A 20,373-nucleotide genomic window follows, 5' to 3' on the forward strand; every position below is an offset into this window, starting at 1 on the left:
AATATACAATATGATCAAGATTGAAAATCTCACGAAAGTATTCCGCACTGAGAATGTGGAGACAACAGCATTGAATGGCGTAAGCCTGGAAGTGAAGGAAGGCGAGTTCGTGGCTATCATGGGCCCTTCGGGTTGTGGCAAGTCAACACTCCTGAACATCCTTGGTTTGCTCGACAATCCCGATAGTGGCAACTACTACCTCGCTGGCGAGGAGGTGGGACACCTCAAAGAGAAGGATCGTACCAAGTATCGCAAAGGACGCATCGGCTTCGTGTTCCAGAGTTTCAACCTCATCGACGAACTGACCGTGGAGGAGAACATCGACCTGCAGCTCAAGTACCTCAAGGTGCCAAAGGCAGAGCGCAAGGAGCGAGTGCTGGAAATCCTTCGTAAGGTCAACCTCTCTCAGCGTGCTACCCACTATCCTCAGCAACTCTCTGGTGGTCAACAGCAGCGTGTAGCCATTGCCCGTGCCGTGGTGGGCAAACCAAAACTGATCCTTGCCGATGAGCCAACAGGTAACCTCGATTCAAAGAATGGTCTCGAAATCATGGAACTGCTCTCGCAGCTCAATGCCGAAGGCACAACAATCGTGATGGTAACCCACAGCCAGCACGATGCAGCCTACGCCAATCGCACCATCAATGTCTTCGATGGTGAGGTGGTGGAGAATACCATATTATAAAAAGTATGTTTTGAAGATAATTACGGTTGCCTCCCTTATATCCATCACGATGCACTTCCATTGCTCCCTCAAAACAGTAATAGCCATCTGCTCCAAAACACAAGCAATGCTCATCATTATGCTAATGACCGATATGGGATAAAAGCTAACACACAAGAAAAGCCGTATCAAAACTCTACGAGGGAGAGATGATACGGCTATTTTGTTTACGGTGGTTTCTATAATATGCTCCACCTTACCATAAAGGATTATGGACAACTATCCTTTACGGGCATAATTAGCGATTACAGACGCTCGTGAGCCTGGCGTGCTATCACGTCGAGCTGCTGCTCACGGGTGAGGTCGATGAACTTCACGGCATAACCGCTCACGCGGATGGTGAAGTTGGCATACTCAGGCTTCTCCGGATGTTCTATGGCGTCCTTGAGCTTGTCTACGCCGAAGACGTTAACATTCAGGTGGTGGGCACCCTGTGAGAAATATCCGTCCATGACATTTACCAGCGTAGCGGCACGCTCGTCATCATCATGTCCAAGAGCATCGGGGCTGATGGTCTGGGTATTAGAGATACCGTCGAGGGCATACTCGTAAGGCAGCTTGGCTACAGAGTTGAGTGATGCCAGCAGGCCGTTGCGCTCTGCTCCGTATGACGGGTTTGCACCTGGAGCAAGAGGAGTTCCGGCCTTACGTCCGTCGGGCATGTTTGAAGTGTACTTGCCGTATACCACGTTCGACGTAATGGTAAGAATACTTGTCGTAGGCTCAGAGTTGCGGTATGTATGGTATTTCCTTATCATCGACATGAATGTCTTGAGCAGCCATACGGCAATCTTGTCTGCACGCTCGTCGTCGTTGCCATAGCGTGGGAAGTCGCCCTCTGTCTTGAACTCAAGTGGGAAGCCGGTCTCGTCGCGTATGATGTTTACCTTGGCATACTTGATGGCGCAGATAGAGTCAACAACATGGCTGAAGCCTGCGATGCCGGTAGCGAAGGTACGGCGCACGTTTGTATCGATGAGAGCCATCTCGGCAGCCTCGTAGAAATACTTGTCGTGCATGTAGTGGATGAGGTTCAGGGTCTTCACATATACGCTTGCCAGCCAGTCCATCATATCCATGAAGCGCGGCAGGAACTCCTCGTATGTCAGCACGTCGCCTTCTATTGGACGGTATGCCGGTCCACACTGCTCGCGGGTCTTGGAGTCTACACCACCGCTGATGGCATAGGTAAGACACTTGGCAAGGTTTGCCCTGGCTCCGAAGAACTGCATCTCCTTACCAGTCTGAGTTGCGGACACGCAGCAGCAGATGCTGTAGTCGTCGCCCCATATCGGACGCATCACGTCGTCGTTCTCATACTGTATGGAACTGGTCTTCACGCTAATCCACGCAGCGAAACGCTTGAAGTTCTCAGGCAGGCGCTTGCTGTAGAGCACGGTGAGGTTTGGCTCTGGCGAAGGTCCCATGTTTATAAGTGTGTGCAGGAAACGATAGTCGTTCTTTGTAACCATAGAGCGGCCATCCTGACCAAGACCTGCAACCTCGAGCGTTGCCCATACGGGGTCGCCGCTGAAGAGCTGGTTGTAGGATGGTATACGTGCGAACTTCACCATGCGGAATTTCATTACCAGATGGTCTATCAGCTCCTGTGCCTGCTCCTCAGTCAGAGTTCCAGCCTTGATGTCACGGTCTATATATATATCAAGGAATGTAGACACGCGTCCTACCGACATGGCGGCTCCGTTCTGTGTCTTCACAGCTCCCAGATAGCCGAAGTATAGCCACTGGACGGCCTCGCGCGCATTGGCAGCAGGGCGTGAGATGTCGAAGCCGTAGGAGGCAGCCATCTCCTTGAGTGCCGCCAAGGCCTTTATCTGCATTGAAACTTCCTCGCGCAGGCGTATAACCTCATCAATCATCTCGCGGTCGCCCATCTCTGAGAGCTCACGCTTCTTCTCTGATATAAGGAAGTCGATACCATAGAGAGCAACACGGCGATAGTCACCCACGATACGTCCGCGACCATAAGTATCTGGCAGACCAGTAAGGATGTGGTTGTGACGCACGTGCTTCATTTCAGCAGTATAGGCATCGAAAACACCATCGTTATGCGTCTTGACATAGTTGGTAAAGATGTCATGCAGCTTCTCGGAAGGCTGGTAGCCGTAAGTGGTGCATGCCTGCTCAGCCATCTTGATACCTCCGTATGGCATGAATGCACGCTTGAGGGGCTTGTCTGTCTGCAGACCTACCACCGTCTCAAGGTCTTTCATACCCTCGTCGATATAAGCAGGCCCGTAAGCGTTAATGCCGGAGACCACCTCTGTCTCCATATCCAGCACGCCACCCTTGGCCCTTTCCTCAGCCTGAAGTTCCTGCAGACGTCCCCAAAGCTTCTTGGTAGCCTCAGTAGGACCAGCGAGGAACGACTCGTCGCCATCAAAGGGAGTGTAGTTGTTCTGAATAAAATCTCTGACATTAACTTCATCTTGCCAAAGGGACTTCTTAAATCCCTGCCATTCTGTTCTCATAAATGTGATTAATTGGGTTATGAAATGAGTAAAATCCTAAAAATAATCATTAACGAGTGCAAAATTACAAAAATATTACGAGATAAAAGAACTTTTGGCTATATAAATATCTATAGTCTCTAAATAAGCTGTCCAGTTTGATGTACCCAAAATGGAACTGTTCCTGATTTACTCTGACTACTCGCTCGCAGAAAACACATTGACCAGCACGCGCTGTAAGCGCAGAAGAACATAGCCCAGGGTAGAGCGCTTCTGCGCCTACAGCGCGACAATTACCGACATGAACTTCAGAATTAGGATATTCAATTTTTGCACATCAAACTGTACACCATACAAAGTGAAATAAACAGGAGGACTACAGGCCAAGCTCTTCGGTCTCCTCAATCTCCTCCTCGTCAAACCATTGGGACAGCTTTGACTTAGCCTTGTCCTTGACATCATCGGACACGTCGCCCCACACTTTTTTCACAACATACAGCAGGACGGTAAGGTCATCGGTAAGACCTGCTATGGGAAAGGCGTCTGGAATAAGGTCGAGGGGGCTGATAAGATAGCCCAGCGCACCAATGATGACAGCTTTGTCCTTGACCGACACCTTGTCACTCTGTAATGTGTAATATAACACGAGTGCCACGTAGACAAGCTTTGCACCTGCGCGCTTGGCTATACGTGAGATTTTCTCTACAAAGCCATTTGCGCTGAACTTGTCCTTATAACTCATGAAATCCGGTAATTTGTTCTCTTCCATTTAATATATATAATGTTTGTGTTTCTACTATATTTCCTCGTGCATCCTATTTCTCAATATTCCTCTACAGCCCTCAGGTATGCTTCTATCTCTTGATTGCATATGGCCTTCAACTTTCTGTTCACCCTCCAGGAATTCAGTCCCCACCAGCATGCAGCCAGCACTACTCCACCGAGCATGGACACCAATGAGGTCTTATCACCGAATGGCGATTGGGTATGGTCAAAGCCCGAAGCTATGAGAGCGGGTACAAGTATCAGGCAACCAACCACGGTAAACTGCCTGGTCTGACTGCCCCGAAGGTTCAAGACGTCTTGCTTTTCCGACAGATAGTCCTCAACACTTTCCTTGTCAACTCCAAAATCTGTATATTTCGGAAAGCCGTCCTCAGACGACCGTAGAGCTATTTTCCTCAACATTTGCTGCTGATAGCTGTCTTCAATCAATGGTCTCATAATTCAATATTATATATAAGATGTTCGATGGGGCTCGATATGTGATGTACAACTATTGTAACCAGCATACGCACATGTCCCGTTATACCCATAAAAAAACAAGGCAGCGCCCCTATAAGCCGGGTTCTGTCCCGCAAGGCAAGCCATGCGGTGCTCTGTCATCTATCTAATTTGCAAGTCACCCTGCAACTTAAGCGTTCTACCCTCCATCGTCTCTGCAGAGTCGGGCGGGCACCCTCAAACGATGGTTTACACGAACTTGCAGCCTCCAGCCGGCACAGCCCGAATGGTCACCCATCGGCTGGTGGTCTCTTACACCACCTTCTCACCCTTACCGGCACATGTCCGGCGGTCGTTCTCTTCTGCCTGAGCCTACTGTCACCAATAGCTTCTATTTTCGGAAGTGGAGCTCCCTGCGCTGCCCGGACTTTCCTCTCGCACAAACATATGTGCCAGCGACAAAGCCGGGACACTGCCTTTATTGTGTTGCAAAAATACAAATAAATTCCGAATTACAAGCCAGCTGACAATAAAAATTTCAATCAACTCCTTTAAAGAAACTGTTGGAGCTATAACATGAAATTAAAAACGTCACTCACAACCCGACACTATGCTTTCACCATTGTTAACGGTTTAAACGAATGTAAAAACATATATCCTTCGCTTTAAGAGCCGTTAAGTGTGAAAATAGAATTGTTAAATTCAGATAAAGAAACGGCCGTTTTTGACAATTTCCAAATTTTTACTTCTATATTTGCAGACAAATTCCTGTGGATGCTAAAATCCTACTGCCGTATGACCCACAGCAGAGACATACCGCAACAGGAGCCGGTCAGGCCACAGACAACAAGAGGAAATTAAAACATATAAAAAGTATCATAAAACAATTAGTAGACATGAAAAAGTATTCAAACTATCTGCTTGCAGCCTTCTGCATCATAGCAATGGCTATTTCCGCAGGCACATTCTACAAAGTTAACGCAGCAGGTCCCGCAGCTCAGATTGCCGGACAGCCAGTAGACCTCACTTATGCTGCCGAGAAGGCTCTGCCTGCTGTCGTACATATTAAATATGTGCAGAACTCCAAGGTGCAGACCATTGAGGTACAGGGTGACCCGTTCTCCGACTTCTTCTCCGACCCGTTCGGCTTCTTCGGAAACCCACAGGGTGGCACTCGCAAGAGACAGGTGCAGACACCAAAGAAGGAAGCCACAGGCTCGGGAGTCATCATTAGCCCCGACGGATATATCGTCACAAACAACCACGTGGTTGAGGGAGCTGACGAGCTTACGGTAACGCTGAACGACAACCGCGAATTCTCGGCACGCATCATCGGCACAGACAAGACCACCGACCTTGCCCTTATCAAGGTAGACGGCAAGAACCTGCCATGCCTCAACATAGGCGACTCTGAGAAACTGAAGGTTGGTGAATGGGTAATTGCCGTGGGCAATCCATTTGGACTCAACAATACCGTTACGGCCGGCATTATAAGTGCGAAGGCACGCTCACTGGGAGCAAATGGCCTTGAGAGCTTCATACAGACCGACGCTGCCATCAACCAGGGCAACTCCGGCGGTGCGCTCGTAAACACACAGGGAGAGCTTGTGGGCATCAACGCCATGCTGTACTCCCCTACCGGCAGTTACAGCGGATATGGCTTCGCAATCCCTACTACCATCATGAACAAGGTTGTTGACGACCTGAAGAAATATGGTAGCGTACAGCGCGCATTGCTCGGCATTCAGGGTGGCGACGTTCTCAACTATATCAACAGCAAGAAGGACAAGGGCGAGGATGTTGACCTCGGAACCAACGAGGGCGTATACGTAGCCAAGGTTGATGACGACGGAGCTGGAGCATCGGCAGGGCTGAAGGAAGGTGACGTTATAGTATCTGTAGACGACAAGAAGATTACCAAGATGGCAGAGCTGCAGGAAATAATGGCAAGCAAGCGTCCTGGAGACAAACTCACCCTTACTTACATGCGCGACAAGAAGAAGACTACCAAGACCGTGACGCTGAAAAACGAACAAGGCACAACAGCTGTAGTGAAGCCTGCCGACCTTGACGTGCTCGGTGGAAACTTCCGCGAGATTACAGCCGACCAGAAGAAACAGCTCAACATAAGCTACGGACTGGAGGTCATCAAGGTAAACAACGGAGCCCTGAAGAACGCCAACATAACACGCGGCTTCATAATCCAGAAGATCAATGACGAGAGCATGAAGACCATCGACGACCTGCAGAAGATTGTCAAGGCCGCATCTACAAGCAAAGACCCCGTGCTCTACGTCCAGGGTATATACCCAACAGGCAAGAAGGGATATTTCGCCGTACCTCTCAACGAAGAGTAACGTAAACCCCGTCTGACTGATAAGGCTGACAACCACTTTTAAAAGGTGAGGAAAGTGATACCGATTACTTTCCTCACCTTTTCTTTCATCATCAGTCAAAGTCATTCGTCAACAGCATTGAGCGGCGTTATTGCCACAGGCCATACTGTTAACAAATACAAAAAACAAAAGCATTATTCTTTATTTTCAAAATAAAGCCATACCTTTGCATCGCTTTTGAAATAACGGGTGGTTACCAGAGTGGCCAAATGGGGCAGACTGTAAATCTGCTGGCGATGCCTTCGGTGGTTCGAATCCATCACCACCCACAATAAAAGCGTAAGGGAAGAACAGTTTACTGGTTCTTCCTTTTTTGTTATCAGCAGCTTCCATGATGCAGACACACACATCATCGGGCCGGCAATAATGCGATGGCAATACTTTGACAAGAACAAGACAGGTATGGACCGACTATCCGACAGCCAACGGCACAACAACATGGCTGCCATACGCAGCAAGGACACCAAACCGGAACTGACAGTAAGAAGATTTCTCTTCGGACGTGGTTACAGGTTCCGGCTGAACCACCCACGTCTGCCCGGACATCCCGACATCGTGCTGCGCAAATACCATACGGTGATCTTTGTCAACGGCTGCTTCTGGCACGGCCACGAGGGATGCCGCTTCTTCAGGATGCCGAAAACAAATGTCGACTTCTGGCAAAGGAAGATAGACCGCAACAGGCAACGGGACGTTGAGGAGCAGAAAAGGCTTGCTGACATGGGATGGCATTGCATTACTGTCTGGGAATGTCAGCTGAAACCCGACAACAGGGAACAGACCCTCAACGCCCTCGACCATACACTCACACATATATACCTCGCCGACAGAACCGTCAGATACAAGCTGCCTGAGGATGATGCCGGAGCTATGGTTGCGGAAGACTTAAGGACAGAGTGACAACTATAGGAAAATCACGGAACATAAAACACATCAGACACAATATGAGTAAAGTTGCAAAAGACCCTATGGAATGGGAGGTTCTCGAAAGCGAGTACTTGTTTAATAAACCTTGGCTTACGGCCAGGCGCGAGCATGTAAAACTGCCCACGGGAGCGGAGATACAGGACTTCTACGTCCTGGAATATCCGGAATTCTGCAATGTCATTGCCATCACTAAGGACGGGAAGTTCCTCATGGAGAGGCAATACCGTCATGCACAACACCTGACAGGCTACGAGATACCAGCCGGCTGCGTAGAGGACGGCGAAGACCCTATGGAGGCGGCCAAGCGTGAGCTGTACGAGGAAACGGGATTTGGCGGTGGAGCATGGAGGCACTTCATGACCGTAAGTCCGAACGCCGGGGCATGCACTAACTACAGCCATACCTTTATTGCCAAAGGAGTAGAGAGACTTTCAGGGCAGCACCTGGAAGAGTCGGAAGACATAAAGGTAGTACTGATGGACAGGGACGAGGTGTTGCGCTTGCTGCAAAACGACGAGTTCCATCAGGCCATGATGGCTGCTCCGCTATGGAAATACTTCGCAACCAACATGGATGGTGAATAAAAAGGTGGGATTGCGCTCAGCCCGCCTATAATAAATAGCTTACTGCTCTACGTTCCCTCATAGACTGCGGAACGTCTATGATACGTTGGTTGGAGCTGCCACGGAAAGGCAAATCAAGGTTGCGGAGCGACAGCACGAACTGGCCGTCCACCAGCACGTCTATCAGACTAAGCAGCCTGTGCTTAGTCTCATCGGCAAGAAGTTCCTCAAAGGTGAAGCCGGTATAGCACCATATTGTTTTGTCCGTATCACGCTTGATGGCGGCTGCAAGCTCTGCAAAGCCGTCAGCCTGATACATAGGGTCTCCACCAGAGAAGGTAACATCGGCAAAAGGGTCGGCCTTGATAATGTCCATTATCTCTTCTGTAGACATCAGCCGTCCCGCGCCGAAATCCCACGACTGGGGATTATGACAACCCGGGCAGCGGTGTGCGCAGCCAGCAGCATAGATGCTGGTGCGCAGCCCTGTTCCGTCCACCATGGTGTCTTCTATTATGTCCAGTACCCTGATCATTCGCCTATGGGATTGCAGTTGTCCACATGCGTCACACGGTCGTTAAGCTCCGAGAGCTTGGCATGGTTCCACCTGTCCGTAGTACCCACCAGATATCCCGTGATGCGTTGCAGCCTGTCTATATTATTGCTTCCGCAATGCGGGCATTCCGCCATCTCGGCCTGGGCATTCTCATATCCGCAATCCATGCAGCGGTTGCGGTTATGGTTGACAGAGCCGTAGCCGATATTATACTTGTCCATCATGTCGACAACCCTCATTATCACCTGCGGGTTATGAGTGGCGTCACCGTCAATCTCAACATAGAATATATGTCCTCCCCGTGTCAGGTCATGATATGGTGCCTCAACCTCAGCCTTATGCCTTGCCGCACACTTGTAGTATACAGGTACGTGGTTGGAGTTGGTATAATAGTCGCGGTCTGTCACTCCCTCTATAACGCCAAAGTCTTTGCGGTCGCCTTTTGTAAACCTGCCACTCAGTCCCTCGGCAGGAGTTGCCAGCACGCTATAGTTGTGATGGTACTGCTCGGCAAAGCCGTTGCACCGGTCGCGCATATATGTCACAATCCTCAATCCCAGCTCCTGCGCCTTCTCGCTCTCTCCATGGTGAACGCCTACAAGTGCCTTCAGACACTCGGCAAGTCCGATGAAGCCTATGCCAAGAGTACCCTGGTTGATGACGTTCTCTATGGTGTCACCAGCTTTCAGTTTCTCGCATCCAAGCCACAGCTTCGACATTAGCAGTGGGAACTGCTTTGCGAAGGCCGTCTTCTGAAACTGGAACCGCTCGTCGAGCTGTCGCGCCGCAACCTCAAGCAGGTTGTCAAGCTTGGCAAAGAAGCTGTCTATGCGCTCCTTCTCGTCTGCTATATCCATACATTCTATGGCGAGCCTCACAATGTTGATGGTTGTGAACGAGAGGTTGCCGCGTGCCACGGAAGTCTTTGGACCAAAGCGGTTCTCGAATACCCTCGTGCGGCATCCCATGGTTGCCACCTCATGCAGATACCTCTTCGGGTCGTCAGCCCTCCACTCGTCACTCTGGTTGAAAGAGGCGTCGAGGTTCAGGAAGTTGGGGAAGAACCTGCGTGCCGTCACCTTGCACGCCAGCTCGTAGAGGTCGTAGTTGGGGTCGCCGGGCAGATAGTTCACGCCACGTTTCTTCTTCCATATCTGTATTGGGAAGATGGCAGTCTCACCGTTGCCCACTCCCTCGTAAGTCGAATTGAGCAATTCCCTCATGATGCAGCGTCCCTCAGCTGACGTGTCGGTACCATAGTTTATGGAGGAGAACACCACCTGGTTTCCACCGCGTGAGTGTATGGTGTTCATGTTGTGGATGAACGCCTCCATCGACTGGTGTACACGTGCCGTGGTCTTGTTGATGGCATGCTGTATGGTGCGCTCGTCTCCCGTAAGCCCGTCGAGCGGCCTGACAATATAGTCATCGATGGGAGTATGATATAGCCTGCTGAGGTCCTCTCCCAAGAGTTGTTCCAGTGACTTCACCTCCTCTATGAAGCTCGTCCTTACGAACGGTGCAAGGTAGAAGTCGAATGCCGGTATGGCCTGTCCGCCGTGCATCTCATTCTGCGCACACTCAAGGGATATGCATGCCAGTACGGCAGCCGTCTCTATGCGCTTGGCCGGACGCGACGAGCCATGGCCGGCCGTAAAGCCGTGGTCGAGGATATTGTCGAGAGGATGCTGACAGCAGGTAAGCGACTTGGTGGGATAATAGTCTTTGTCGTGAATATGCAGATAGTTGTGCTTCACGGCGTCACGTACCTCCTCTGACAGCAGGTAGTCGTCAACGAAAGGCTTTGTGGTCTCCGAGGCAAACTTCATCATCATTCCCGCGGGAGTGTCGGCATTCATATTTGCGTTCTCACGCGTGACATCGTTGTTCTTGATGTTCACAATGTCGAGGAACACGGCACGGGTCTTGGCCTTGCGTGCTATGCTGCGCTGGTTGCGATACTGGATGTACTTCTGTGCCACATCCTTGCGCTTGCTCTTCATCAGCTCCACCTCCACGGCATCCTGTATGGCCTCTACGGTCATCTGTGACTTGCCCTTGAAACTTATGTGGTCGGTTATCTGCTGCAACAACTGCGCATCCTCACCCTTATCCGTGTGCATCATCGCCTTGCGGATGGCACCCATGATTTTTTGCTCGTTAAAGCCCACGACCCTACCGTCGCGCTTTACTACCGTCTGTATCATACCATTATAAAGATAATAATTAGATAATTGGATATTTGTCTTAATTTGGGCAACCATAACATACTTACGATTGCACCGCAAAGTTAACCAAAATACTCGTATAATTTTCATTTTGGACAACTTTTCTTCTGTTAATTTATGTCAAGTCACTATAACACAATATTATACAAAACCATTTTGGAAAACTTTCTATCTAAAACAACTTATCTAATTATTCGTTTTGGGATAGGATGGAGGGCGAAGGAGTGAAATCAAAGGGCGAATAACGAAGGACAAATCAAAGGTCAAAGGTTAAAGGACAAAGGTCAAAGGAGTAATTATCGCGCTGTAAGCGCAAAAGCGCATAGCCCAGGGTAGAGCGTAGCGACACCCTGGGTTATTATCATGCAAGTGATGGTCGCGCTGTAAGCGCAAAAGCGTAAACAATGACAGGTATATCAGACTCTCTTTAAGCTTAATTCTATAAGACATCACTCCATGTTTCGGATGAGGTAAAAAAAACGAAGGGCGAAGGTTTAAAGTCCCTTCGCCCTTTGTTCTTTATGACTATTTACCTCCCCTCTCCCCTTGGAGAGGGGCTGGGGGTGAGTCTATTTCACAACAGCCTTCTTGCCGTTAATCAGGTAAACGCCCTTCTTCAGGCCATTGAGTCCCTGACCGGCGTTGCGAACCTTAACACCATTGATGGTGTAAACCTCGGCGTTGAACATGTTGCTGATGTTCTCATTAGCATTGATGTCCTTGATGCCTACGGTCTTAGCATCCTTTACGAACCATATACCGAAGAGGGCAACGTCGGCACCCTTAACATGCGACTCGTCAACACCATTGAACGAAACGATGTAGCTTGCTTCTGGGTCGAGAGCAAGTGTTGCCACACTGGTTACGTTAGGAGCATTGTCGGCAATAGCAGTAGAAACGCTGTTGTCCTCGATGTTCTCGGCAGAGATTTCCAAAGCACGGTTGTCAGTGCTGCTGGTAGAAGCTGCGAAGCCCCTGATTTCCTGCAAGCCAGTTACATAAACGGTAACAGACTTGGCGGCATTACCCTTCTTAACACCAGCGTATTGCATTCTCGTAGCGTCACAGCCAAGACCTGTAGTAGGATCTATGGTACCATTCTTGTTGTTGTTCAGAGTCTGTCCGCCCTCGAACCAGCCTTCTGAAACGGCCTGTGCTACAGCATCGGCAGTAGGAATAAAGATCTCGTTGTCGGCGAAATTCTTGAATACCACATACTCTATAGCGAGCGGAGCAAGAGTGTTAGGAGTAGCAGGACTCCAATCTGTTTCCTCAGAGCCTTCGATTATGATACCGGTAACTGACTTGATAAACGGTATCTCCAATGGGTTGTAAGAAGCGTCATACTCCAATTTTTGGAACATGTCGTAGATGCCTACAGAGTCTGTACCCTGTACGAAGTATGGCTCAATATTAACATAGCCATAACTTTCTACTTCCTTGTTTGCAATAGAGAGTTTGTTAACCTTAAGCAGTCTGTTCAGATAGTTGTTGTCAAGAACCTTGTTTAGATCAACAACAGTTGGGTTTACAGCTACCAGCTCTGGGTTGACGGTATACTGAGACCTCTCAAGGGTACTGTCGTTCAGAGCAATCATACCTTTGCTCTCCATGCGGCAATAAACGGTACCGGAAATCTCAAGACTGTCGCGTGTAAGTCCAAGTGCGTCTGACAATCCCTCTGTTCCAAACCATGCGTTAGAGCCCTGCACCTGAATACCACCTGTAGCATCCTCGAGCAACATCACTGAACCGCTGTGGCCCATTACGTTCGCTGTAACAACAGCCTTGTCAAGTGTCAGGGCTATGTCCTCACCTTCTGGTACATCCTTAAGAGCACCTATATTGGCTACAGGTATTGCCGACTTCACAACAGGATCGTTTGCACCGAATGGATAGAACGTAATGGTACCATCATAGAACTTCTCAACAAAACCGTTGATACTCTTGAAGCTCAGGAAGTTGGGCAGGCTTGCCGGGAACTGGTAGAAGCCGTCATAAAAAAGGATGGAGTCGCTTACCTCTACGGCAGTCTCTCCCTCGCCCTCAGTACGTGTTGCTATAAGGTAATAGTCATTGCTATAGTCATCAGACTTCTTGCCCCATGCCACATTGGTCAGCTGTACATACTTGCCGTAATAACTGTTGAAGCCTTCCTCGGTATTGACGTCGCTGACAGCCACCTCTGTAGGAACAATCTCGCAAGGAGTAGCCTCGAGAGCCGACGATGCAGTCTTTGCCGTTACGCTGAAGATAGGACGTCCATAGGTATCAAAAGCGAATGAGCCATAGAGAGTACCTGTATAAGCCTGGTTTCTTACGATGTTCGGAGTCAATGATGAGGCAACTTCGCGTGCGAGAGCCATAGAGCCTGTCTCATCCTCGATATATGAATAAGAAGGAGAAAAAATCTCACCATCATTGGTAACAGAAGAGAGCGAAACCTTTGCGCCAGTGAGTGTCAGGGCTACAGGAGTACCATTGGTCAGAGCCTTTGCGTCAGCAATGTTGCTCACTTCTACATAAGGAACCTCGTCGCTCACTTTCTGGATATACAAGTAGTCAAGACCCCAGTTGGCGTTTCCACCTTTCATCCATGACAAATAACCGTCTTTAGCAACAACAAGCTCCTTTGTCTGCTCGGAAAGGTTCACAGCATTAATTGCAAACTCAAGAGCGACAGCCCTGTTGAAACCGAAACGAACAGTGTCAGCAGAAGTCTCATAACCCTTGCTTGCGTCAAACAGACCGGCTGTTACATTGTAGACACCTGCTGTTAGCTTCACAAGCTGTGCATCGTAATCGAGGTAAGCAGCCCTACCCTGTGAGGCACGTACTGCTGCGTTGCTTGTGGTGAGTTCCTTCAGATAGTACGAAGAAATATCCTCTGCCTCGGTATAGTATACTACGTGATTCTTGTCGGTTGCAGCATAAGTGATGTTCACTACCTGATTGTTTTCCGTGATGGCAACATCCTTTCTGTATTGGCTGCTTATTGCTGATGTCGAATAGAGCAATGTGTCGGCAGGTGCGTCAGCTGTTGCAGCCACCTCTACTCTGACATAGCGTGGGAATCCAATCGTTACGTTATCGCCTTCGAATGTTTCGCCCGTTGCCACATTCTCTTTCAGAATAACGCCTTCACCGTCAACGGCATTCATCGACCAGGCGTATTTCTCGGCAGCCTTATATGTAATGTTGTAGACAGCACCTTCTGCAAGGGTACCATTCACATCGTCGTCCATATAGATGTACTTCTGCCCGTTGGCATCATACCATGGAGCCTGCGGCAGTGTAATGGTAGCACCTTCGATGTTTGTTGCTGTGTAGCTGTCGAGCACTGTCTCGCCCAACATTCTGTTCACAGTATAATCAACAAACTTCACTGTCGACTCGTCAGAAGTGATCTTCAGCTGGTTGATACCCAGCGAGCGGTCGGCGTTGGCGCTGACATTGGTGATGTTGAGAGAAGCGAGGTCAACCTTGAATCCGTCGGGCAACATCGTTGAGTATGTTTTGTCGATGCTACGCTTTTCGTTCTTCAGGTTTATTTCCACATATCCCTTGCCGTATACCTTTACAGTTACTACAGTGTTGTTGGCATTGTCTGCCAGATATGCCTGTCCCGTCTTTGCAACCCATCCGTTTGCACTCTTTGAGCCTACATATCCCTGATCGGAGAAAGCCTCAAACAGAGGTGCTGTCTCGCCGCCAATCTGTACATCAGTTATGCTACAGCCATTAAGGTCGTACGAATAACCGGCTACAGTCTTGCCCTCACTGTTAAGGATGGCAACATTGTCGACTTTACTGTTAACCCATCCTTGATATGATACCCATGAGAATGTAACCACCTCGTTTTCAGCTACGGCGTATGCCTGTACGCCTTCTGCATCAGGGTCAGTATCAAGTGAAAGAGTAGCTGTACCCTTACCACCTGTTGCTACGATACCACTGACATTAGTACCCGTCATAAGCACGGCATTGGTGAACGAGCCTGTGTTTTCAGTCAGCGGTTCGTTGATGGGCAACAACGACTGCTGCGTCTCTTCCTGTGCATTGACCGAAAGGGTCATCATCAAGCAAAGAGACAGAGTTGATAAGTATTTCTTTATCATACTGTTTTTTGTTGTTCGGCATGCGTGCATCCGTTGCCATGCCATGTTTTTAATTGTTTCTGTTTTGATTTGCCTTATCGCCAGTGCTGCGGACGCATCATTCCTCCCGTCTCAGGGGTAAGAACAGCTCTGGCATCAATACTCGTGCTGTTGTTTGTTTCTTTGCGTTTCAGATATATTATACATTTGTCAAATTTATAATTGTCTAGAAATAGTCTATTTGCTCTTTTTTATTATTAATAATTGCCAACATCAATACCAGATGAGTAAGATAGTCACACCCCGTTGTGGCGCAATCACTCATTGCAAAGGATATTTATATGTTGACAAATAAATTAGATAGTCACGAAAAACGCGACTAAATTACAAATTTTAACCGAATAGACAATTGTTTCTTTTATGCATTTAAATATTATTAACAACCCACTGGTTATAAGTAACTATTCAGCGAATACCGTTGTATGTATGCGTTGTAAGCGTAAAAGCGTTATCTGCACTTGCTATTATCTATGCTTTTGCGCATACAGCAGTTCAGTAGAACTGCTCTTGGGGCTTCAGCAATCCGTATGGTGCGTCTTTTCCCCTTTTATCTTATCCAGAATAGGACTAACGATTTCTGTGTGCCAACTTTGCCAATCTCACGCAAAGCATTGCATCTGCCAACGCAAAGCTTTGCAACCGCCAACGCAAAGCTTTGCAACCGCCAATGCAAAGCTTTGCATCCGCCCACGCAAAGCTTTGCATCTGCCCACGCAAAGCTTTGCATTTAGTCTATCCCCATGTTTCTACTGAGCCATAATAACAACTGGTGAGAGCGTATATAAAAAAGAGGATGCACCATACGCAATTATGGCACATCCTCTTCACATATTAAAAATATAGTACTACTCTTTCTTTTTATCCGTCTTTGGACCCTCATCTGGTTTCTTCTCTCCTTCCTTGGCCAGATACTCGGGGAGTTTCAGACCAGCCATGTCGAACAGTTCGTTAAGTGGAGGTACCGACTTCATAAGTCCGGAAAGGAAGTTGGCTGTAGAGCCTTTTCCATCGGCTGTATTTCCACCATCCCAAACCGTTACATGATCGATGTTAATACCCTTGACGGCCTCCACTTGCGTCTTGACAAGCTCTGGCAACTTCTCGAGCAGCAACAGCATATATGCCTTAGTGGCATCACCACCGGCGGCGACAACCATTTCCTTGTAACCGGAAGCCTGCTTTGTAAGAATCTCATAAAGACCTTTGGCCTCGGCCTCCATCTTGGCATAGATTGCGTCGGCATCACCTTTGGCATTGACACGTATCTTCTCGGCCTCGGCCTCGGCCTCGATAATTCTTCTGCGCTTTTCTATCTCCTGTGGTACAAGGATGTTGGCATTCTGTGTTGAGCGCTCACGCTCCGCACGTGCCTCCTCGGCAACTTTCTGTGCTGCATAGGCTTCCTCAAGAGCCTTGGCCTCTTGCACCTTCTCCGAGGCAGTGGCCCTGCGCTGTGCCTCAGCCTCACGCTCGCGGCGGTAAGCCTCTGAATTGGCAATGGCAACCTTGGCCTCGTTCTCACCCTTTACAGCCTCAGCATTAGCCTCTGCCGTACGGATACGTGTCTCGCGGTCGGCCTCTGCCTTACCAATCTCTCCAACCTTGTCCTGCTCTGCTACTCTCACCTTAGCCTCGTTGATAGCCTTGGCTGCAGCCTCTCGGCCAAGAGCCTCGATATAGCCAGACTCATCCTTGATGTCGGTAACGTTAACGTTTATCAGACGCAGACCAATCTTCTTGAGCTCCACCTCAACGTTTGTGGATATGCTCTCAAGGAACTTGTCACGGTCGGAGTTCAGCTCCTCAATGCTCATTGTGGCAATAACAAGACGCAGCTGACCAAAGAGGATATCTCTTGCAAGCTCCTGTATCTGGGCTGCCGACAGGCCGAGCAGACGCTCTGCTGCTGCTGTCATGCTGTCGGCCTCGGTAGAGATACCCACAGTGAAGCGGCAAGGAACATCCACACGGATATTCTGCTTTGAAAGAGCATTTGTAAGATTGGCATCAATAGAGATTGGTGTCAGACTCAGATACTGATAGTCCTCTATTACCGGCCACACGAAGGCACCACCTCCATGAACGCATTTTGCCGACCCTTTACTTTTGTGACCGCCATAGATGACAAGTATCTTGTCGGACGGGCAACGACGATATCGGTTTATAAGACCAAGGATGGTACCAAAAACCAATATTACTAATGCTAAGATTACATACATTGATTCCATAATTATAATTTATCGTTAAATACTTATCCCATATTTTCTCGCGCTACTGTAACTGAGAAACAAGCAAGACGGAATCCTCGACTACGGAAACCACCTTCACCATTGTTCCTGTACGCAACTCCTCGCCATCCGTGACAGCAGGAAATTCATGCACAGAGCCTCGAATGCTAACCTGTACCTTGCCATGTCCCTTTCTCTCTGCAGGAATGCGCAGATACACGCTTGATGTCTTGCCAATGGCCTCATTGATGGAAAAGGCACCATTGCGCTCAAGTTTTAGCAACTTATTCATCAAGGCCCTTACAAGCCACGCAAAGAACAGGCCGACCGCAAAGCTCACAACGTAAAGCACAATATCACTGGATATTGCCGAACGAAGGCTCACTCCTGCCCATCCGAAACCTACGAGGAAGTTGACAAGCGCCCTTACGGAGAACAACGACATGCCACCCCCCATGTCAAGAGTATTGGCACCATCGAAATCAACCTCAACATCGCTTGCATCCATACCTATCAAGGTACAAGCAAGCTGTATCAGGAAAATGACCGACCCTATGATGGCACAAGCCCAGAACACTTGCTCCGTTGACGAGAAAGCCGAATACCATTCAATAATACCATTCATAATACAATTGTTTCGCTATTTTTAGAAAAAAACGCCCAACAATGAAATGTTTCATGCCAGGCGTTAATAGATTAATACTTTCAGAATTCTAACAATTCACCATTACTCTTCCTCCTCAGCCTCATGTGCCTGGATGAGCTGTTGCTGGATGTCGTTCGGAACAAGCTCGTAGCTTGCAAACTTTGTAGTGAACGAAGCACGTCCACCTGTGAGCGAGCTAAGTGCAATGCTATAGTTGGAGAGCTCCTTCAATGGTATCTTGGCCTGAAGCTTCTGATAGCCAGCCTCGCTGTCCATACCCATGATAAGGGCACGGCGTCCCTGAAGATCGCTCATCACGTCACCCATGAAGTCGGAAGGCACATATACCTCAAGGTCGTAGATTGGCTCAAGAATCTTTGGACCAGCCTCCTTGAATGCTGCCGCAAAAGCATGACGTGCAGCGAGCATGAACGAAAGCTCGTTAGAGTCTACAGGGTGCATCTTGCCATCATAGACGATTACACGTACGTCACGGGCGTAGCTACCTGTGAGAGGACCAGACTCCATACGTTCCATAATACCCTTCAGGATGGCAGGCATGAAGCGCGCATCAATGGCACCACCAACTACAGAGTTGATAAATACGAGCTTGCCGCCCCACTCAAGGTTGATTTCCTCACGACCCTTGATGTTCATCTTGAACTCCTGACCATTGAACTTGTATGTTGTCGGATCTGGCATACCCTCAGCATATGGCTCAACGATGAGGTGAACCTCACCAAACTGTCCGGCACCACCACTCTGTTTCTTGTGACGGTAGTCTGCACGTGCCATCTTGGTAATGGTCTCACGATAAGGTATCTTCGGTTCACCGAACTGCACCTGTATCTTCTCGTTGTTCTCCAAACGCCACTTCAATGTGCGCAGATGGAACTCACCCTGACCATGCACAATGGTCTGGCGCAACTCCTTGGATTGCTCAACAACCCATGTCGGGTCTTCCTGACGCATCTTAAGCATGGCTGCCATGAGTTTCTCAGTCTCTGAAGAATTGACAGCCTTGATGGAGCGTGAGTACTTGGAGTTAGGATATTTTATGAAGTCGAAACGCTGCTCAACGTCTTTGCCGTTCAATGTATTGCCCGTCTTGACATCCTTCAGCTTTACAGTACAGCCAATATCACCTGCGCACAGCTGGTCTACAGGAATACGATTGGCACCTGCACATGCGTATATCTGTCCGATGCGCTCCTTCGAGCCGCGGTCTGCATTGGCGAGGTCGTCACCAGGCTTAACGCTACCGCTCATAACCTTGAAGTAGGAAACCTCACCGATGTGTGGCTCCATACCAGTCTTGAAGAAGTAGAGCGACTCTGGGCCGTTGGTGTCAGGAGTAACCTCCTCACCACGTGTGTTATGCAGCTTTGGCATCTCGCTGACGAAAGGTACTACGTTGCCAAGGAACTCCATAAGTCTCCTGACACCCATGTCCTTGCCCGCACAAACACAGAATACAGGGAAGATGGAGCGGGTTACAAGTCCCTTGCGTATTCCCTCACGGAGCTCGTCCTCCGTAAGCGCCTCCTCCTCGAAGAACTTCTCCATCAGTCCTTCGTCGTTCTCGGCAGCAGCCTCAACAAGAGCCCTGTGCAATTCCATGGCCTTGTCCATCTCCTCGGCAGGAATATCCTCGATGATAGGAGCACCACCCTCGGGTTTCCATGAATACTTCTTCATAAGCAGCACGTCGATGAGTGCATTGAAGCCTGGGCCAGTCTCTATAGGATATTGTATCTGAATACACTTCGGGCCATAAATCTCCTGCATATTTGAGATAATGGAATCGAAGTCGCACTTGTCACTATCAAGCTGGTTAACAAGGAATATTACGGGTTTCTTGAGTTTCTCTGTATATCGGAAATGGTTCTGTGTTCCAACCTCAGGACCATACTGACCATTGATAAGTATCACGGCCTCGTCGGTAACGTTAAGCGCAGTAATGGCACCGCCAACAAAATCGTCTGAACCAGGACAGTCAATTATATTGAGTTTCTTGTTGTTCCATTCTACATGGAACACTGTTGGGAACACCGAATATCCATATTCTTGCTCAACCGGGAAATAGTCACTCACCGTATTCTTGGCTTCCACTGTGCCACGGCGTTTGATGATACCGGCTTCGAACAGCATACTCTCGGCAAGAGTGGTCTTGCCTGAACCCGCACTGCCAACGAGGGCAATGTTCTTGATTTCATTAGTCTGATATACTCTCATATCAAAAGATTTAAGTTG

13 protein-coding genes, 1 tRNA gene and 1 other RNA gene are annotated in these 20,373 nt (G+C 48.8%); 5 read left to right on the plus strand and 10 right to left on the minus strand.

From position 1 onward, the window contains the following. Window positions 1-10 precede the first annotated feature (10 nt). Window positions 11-685 carry an ABC transporter ATP-binding protein gene (locus tag CIL02_RS01825; protein ID WP_094398777.1) on the plus strand — a complete coding sequence of 225 codons (675 nt, stop codon included), beginning with the start codon at window positions 11-13 and terminating at the stop codon, window positions 683-685. Between the two features lie 284 nt (window positions 686-969). On the opposite strand, the gene pflB is transcribed toward CIL02_RS01825, so the two are convergent. The 4 genes from pflB to rnpB all read right to left on the minus strand — a co-directional run bounded on the left by pflB (window position 970) and on the right by rnpB (window position 4,895). After that, a complete protein-coding gene (gene pflB / locus CIL02_RS01835) occupies window positions 970-3,216 on the minus strand; it encodes a formate C-acetyltransferase (protein WP_094398779.1) in 2,247 nt (748 codons plus the stop codon). A 355-nt stretch (window positions 3,217-3,571) separates the two neighbouring features. Next, a complete protein-coding gene (locus CIL02_RS01840; RefSeq protein ID WP_094398780.1) occupies window positions 3,572-3,964 on the minus strand; it encodes a YkvA family protein in 393 nt (130 codons plus the stop codon). Window positions 3,965-4,017: 53 nt separating this feature from the next. Next, window positions 4,018-4,419: a hypothetical protein gene (locus tag CIL02_RS01845; protein WP_141210082.1), complete on the minus strand. Its 402-nt coding sequence runs from the start codon at window positions 4,417-4,419 to the stop codon at window positions 4,018-4,020. 99 nt (window positions 4,420-4,518) lie between these two features. Then, window positions 4,519-4,895, minus strand: an RNA gene (gene rnpB, locus CIL02_RS01850) — RNase P RNA component class A. 420 nt (window positions 4,896-5,315) lie between these two features. Between rnpB and CIL02_RS01855 the strand changes: the two genes are divergently transcribed. From CIL02_RS01855 to CIL02_RS01870, 4 genes are all read left to right on the plus strand, one after another. Further along, window positions 5,316-6,776, plus strand: a complete 1,461-nt coding sequence (locus CIL02_RS01855) for a Do family serine endopeptidase (protein WP_094398802.1) — start codon at window positions 5,316-5,318, stop codon at window positions 6,774-6,776. A gap of 226 nt (window positions 6,777-7,002) precedes the next feature. After that, window positions 7,003-7,084, plus strand: a tRNA-Tyr gene (locus tag CIL02_RS01860). Window positions 7,085-7,217: 133 nt separating this feature from the next. Next, window positions 7,218-7,715 carry a very short patch repair endonuclease gene (locus CIL02_RS01865; protein ID WP_094398803.1) on the plus strand — a complete coding sequence of 166 codons (498 nt, stop codon included), beginning with the start codon at window positions 7,218-7,220 and terminating at the stop codon, window positions 7,713-7,715. Window positions 7,716-7,759: 44 nt separating this feature from the next. Next, window positions 7,760-8,326 (plus strand): NUDIX hydrolase, encoded by a 567-nt coding sequence (locus CIL02_RS01870; RefSeq protein ID WP_094398782.1) that lies wholly within the window; start codon window positions 7,760-7,762, stop codon window positions 8,324-8,326. Between the two features lie 25 nt (window positions 8,327-8,351). Here the strand turns inward: CIL02_RS01870 and nrdG are convergent, their stop codons facing one another. From nrdG to CIL02_RS01900, 6 genes are all read right to left on the minus strand, one after another. Then, complete coding sequence (nrdG, locus tag CIL02_RS01875) at window positions 8,352-8,840, minus strand: anaerobic ribonucleoside-triphosphate reductase activating protein (RefSeq protein WP_094398783.1); 489 nt, start codon at window positions 8,838-8,840, stop codon at window positions 8,352-8,354. Beyond that, entirely contained in the window at window positions 8,837-11,068 is a 2,232-nt protein-coding gene (locus tag CIL02_RS01880) for an anaerobic ribonucleoside triphosphate reductase (protein WP_094398784.1), read from the minus strand. The genes nrdG and CIL02_RS01880 overlap by 4 nt, the downstream gene beginning before the upstream one ends. Before the next feature lie 590 nt (window positions 11,069-11,658). Continuing rightward, window positions 11,659-15,207, minus strand: a complete 3,549-nt coding sequence (locus CIL02_RS01885) for a hypothetical protein (RefSeq protein ID WP_141210083.1) — start codon at window positions 15,205-15,207, stop codon at window positions 11,659-11,661. Window positions 15,208-16,091: 884 nt separating this feature from the next. Further along, window positions 16,092-17,474 carry a flotillin family protein gene (locus CIL02_RS01890; RefSeq protein WP_094398786.1) on the minus strand — a complete coding sequence of 461 codons (1,383 nt, stop codon included), beginning with the start codon at window positions 17,472-17,474 and terminating at the stop codon, window positions 16,092-16,094. A 43-nt stretch (window positions 17,475-17,517) separates the two neighbouring features. Further along, on the minus strand, window positions 17,518-18,099 hold the full coding sequence (locus tag CIL02_RS01895) for an NfeD family protein (RefSeq protein ID WP_094398787.1): 582 nt from the start codon (window positions 18,097-18,099) through the stop codon (window positions 17,518-17,520). A 102-nt stretch (window positions 18,100-18,201) separates the two neighbouring features. Then, window positions 18,202-20,355, minus strand: a complete 2,154-nt coding sequence (locus CIL02_RS01900; protein ID WP_094398788.1) for a translation factor GTPase family protein — start codon at window positions 20,353-20,355, stop codon at window positions 18,202-18,204. Window positions 20,356-20,373: the final 18 nt, after the last annotated feature.

Origin of the sequence: Prevotella sp. P3-122, assembly GCF_002251365.1 — a bacterium.
In the GTDB taxonomy this organism is placed as follows: domain Bacteria; phylum Bacteroidota; class Bacteroidia; order Bacteroidales; family Bacteroidaceae; genus Prevotella.

Excerpts from the sequence above, each read along its gene's own strand:
- CIL02_RS01885 (WP_141210083.1), bottom strand. The coding sequence starts at position 15,207 with ATGATAAAGAAATACTTATCAACTCTGTCTCTTTGCTTGATGATGACC.
- CIL02_RS01845 (WP_141210082.1), bottom strand. The coding sequence starts at position 4,419 with ATGAGACCATTGATTGAAGACAGCTATCAGCAGCAAATGTTGAGGAAA.
- CIL02_RS01895 (WP_094398787.1), bottom strand. The coding sequence starts at position 18,099 with ATGAATGGTATTATTGAATGGTATTCGGCTTTCTCGTCAACGGAGCAA.
- CIL02_RS01840 (WP_094398780.1), bottom strand. The coding sequence starts at position 3,964 with ATGGAAGAGAACAAATTACCGGATTTCATGAGTTATAAGGACAAGTTC.
- CIL02_RS01890 (WP_094398786.1), bottom strand. The coding sequence starts at position 17,474 with ATGGAATCAATGTATGTAATCTTAGCATTAGTAATATTGGTTTTTGGT.
- nrdG (WP_094398783.1), bottom strand. The coding sequence starts at position 8,840 with ATGATCAGGGTACTGGACATAATAGAAGACACCATGGTGGACGGAACA.
- pflB (WP_094398779.1), bottom strand. The coding sequence starts at position 3,216 with ATGAGAACAGAATGGCAGGGATTTAAGAAGTCCCTTTGGCAAGATGAA.
- CIL02_RS01870 (WP_094398782.1), top strand. The coding sequence starts at position 7,760 with ATGAGTAAAGTTGCAAAAGACCCTATGGAATGGGAGGTTCTCGAAAGC.
- CIL02_RS01865 (WP_094398803.1), top strand. The coding sequence starts at position 7,218 with ATGGACCGACTATCCGACAGCCAACGGCACAACAACATGGCTGCCATA.
- CIL02_RS01900 (WP_094398788.1), bottom strand. The coding sequence starts at position 20,355 with ATGAGAGTATATCAGACTAATGAAATCAAGAACATTGCCCTCGTTGGC.
- CIL02_RS01855 (WP_094398802.1), top strand. The coding sequence starts at position 5,316 with ATGAAAAAGTATTCAAACTATCTGCTTGCAGCCTTCTGCATCATAGCA.
- CIL02_RS01825 (WP_094398777.1), top strand. The coding sequence starts at position 11 with ATGATCAAGATTGAAAATCTCACGAAAGTATTCCGCACTGAGAATGTG.
- CIL02_RS01880 (WP_094398784.1), bottom strand. The coding sequence starts at position 11,068 with ATGATACAGACGGTAGTAAAGCGCGACGGTAGGGTCGTGGGCTTTAAC.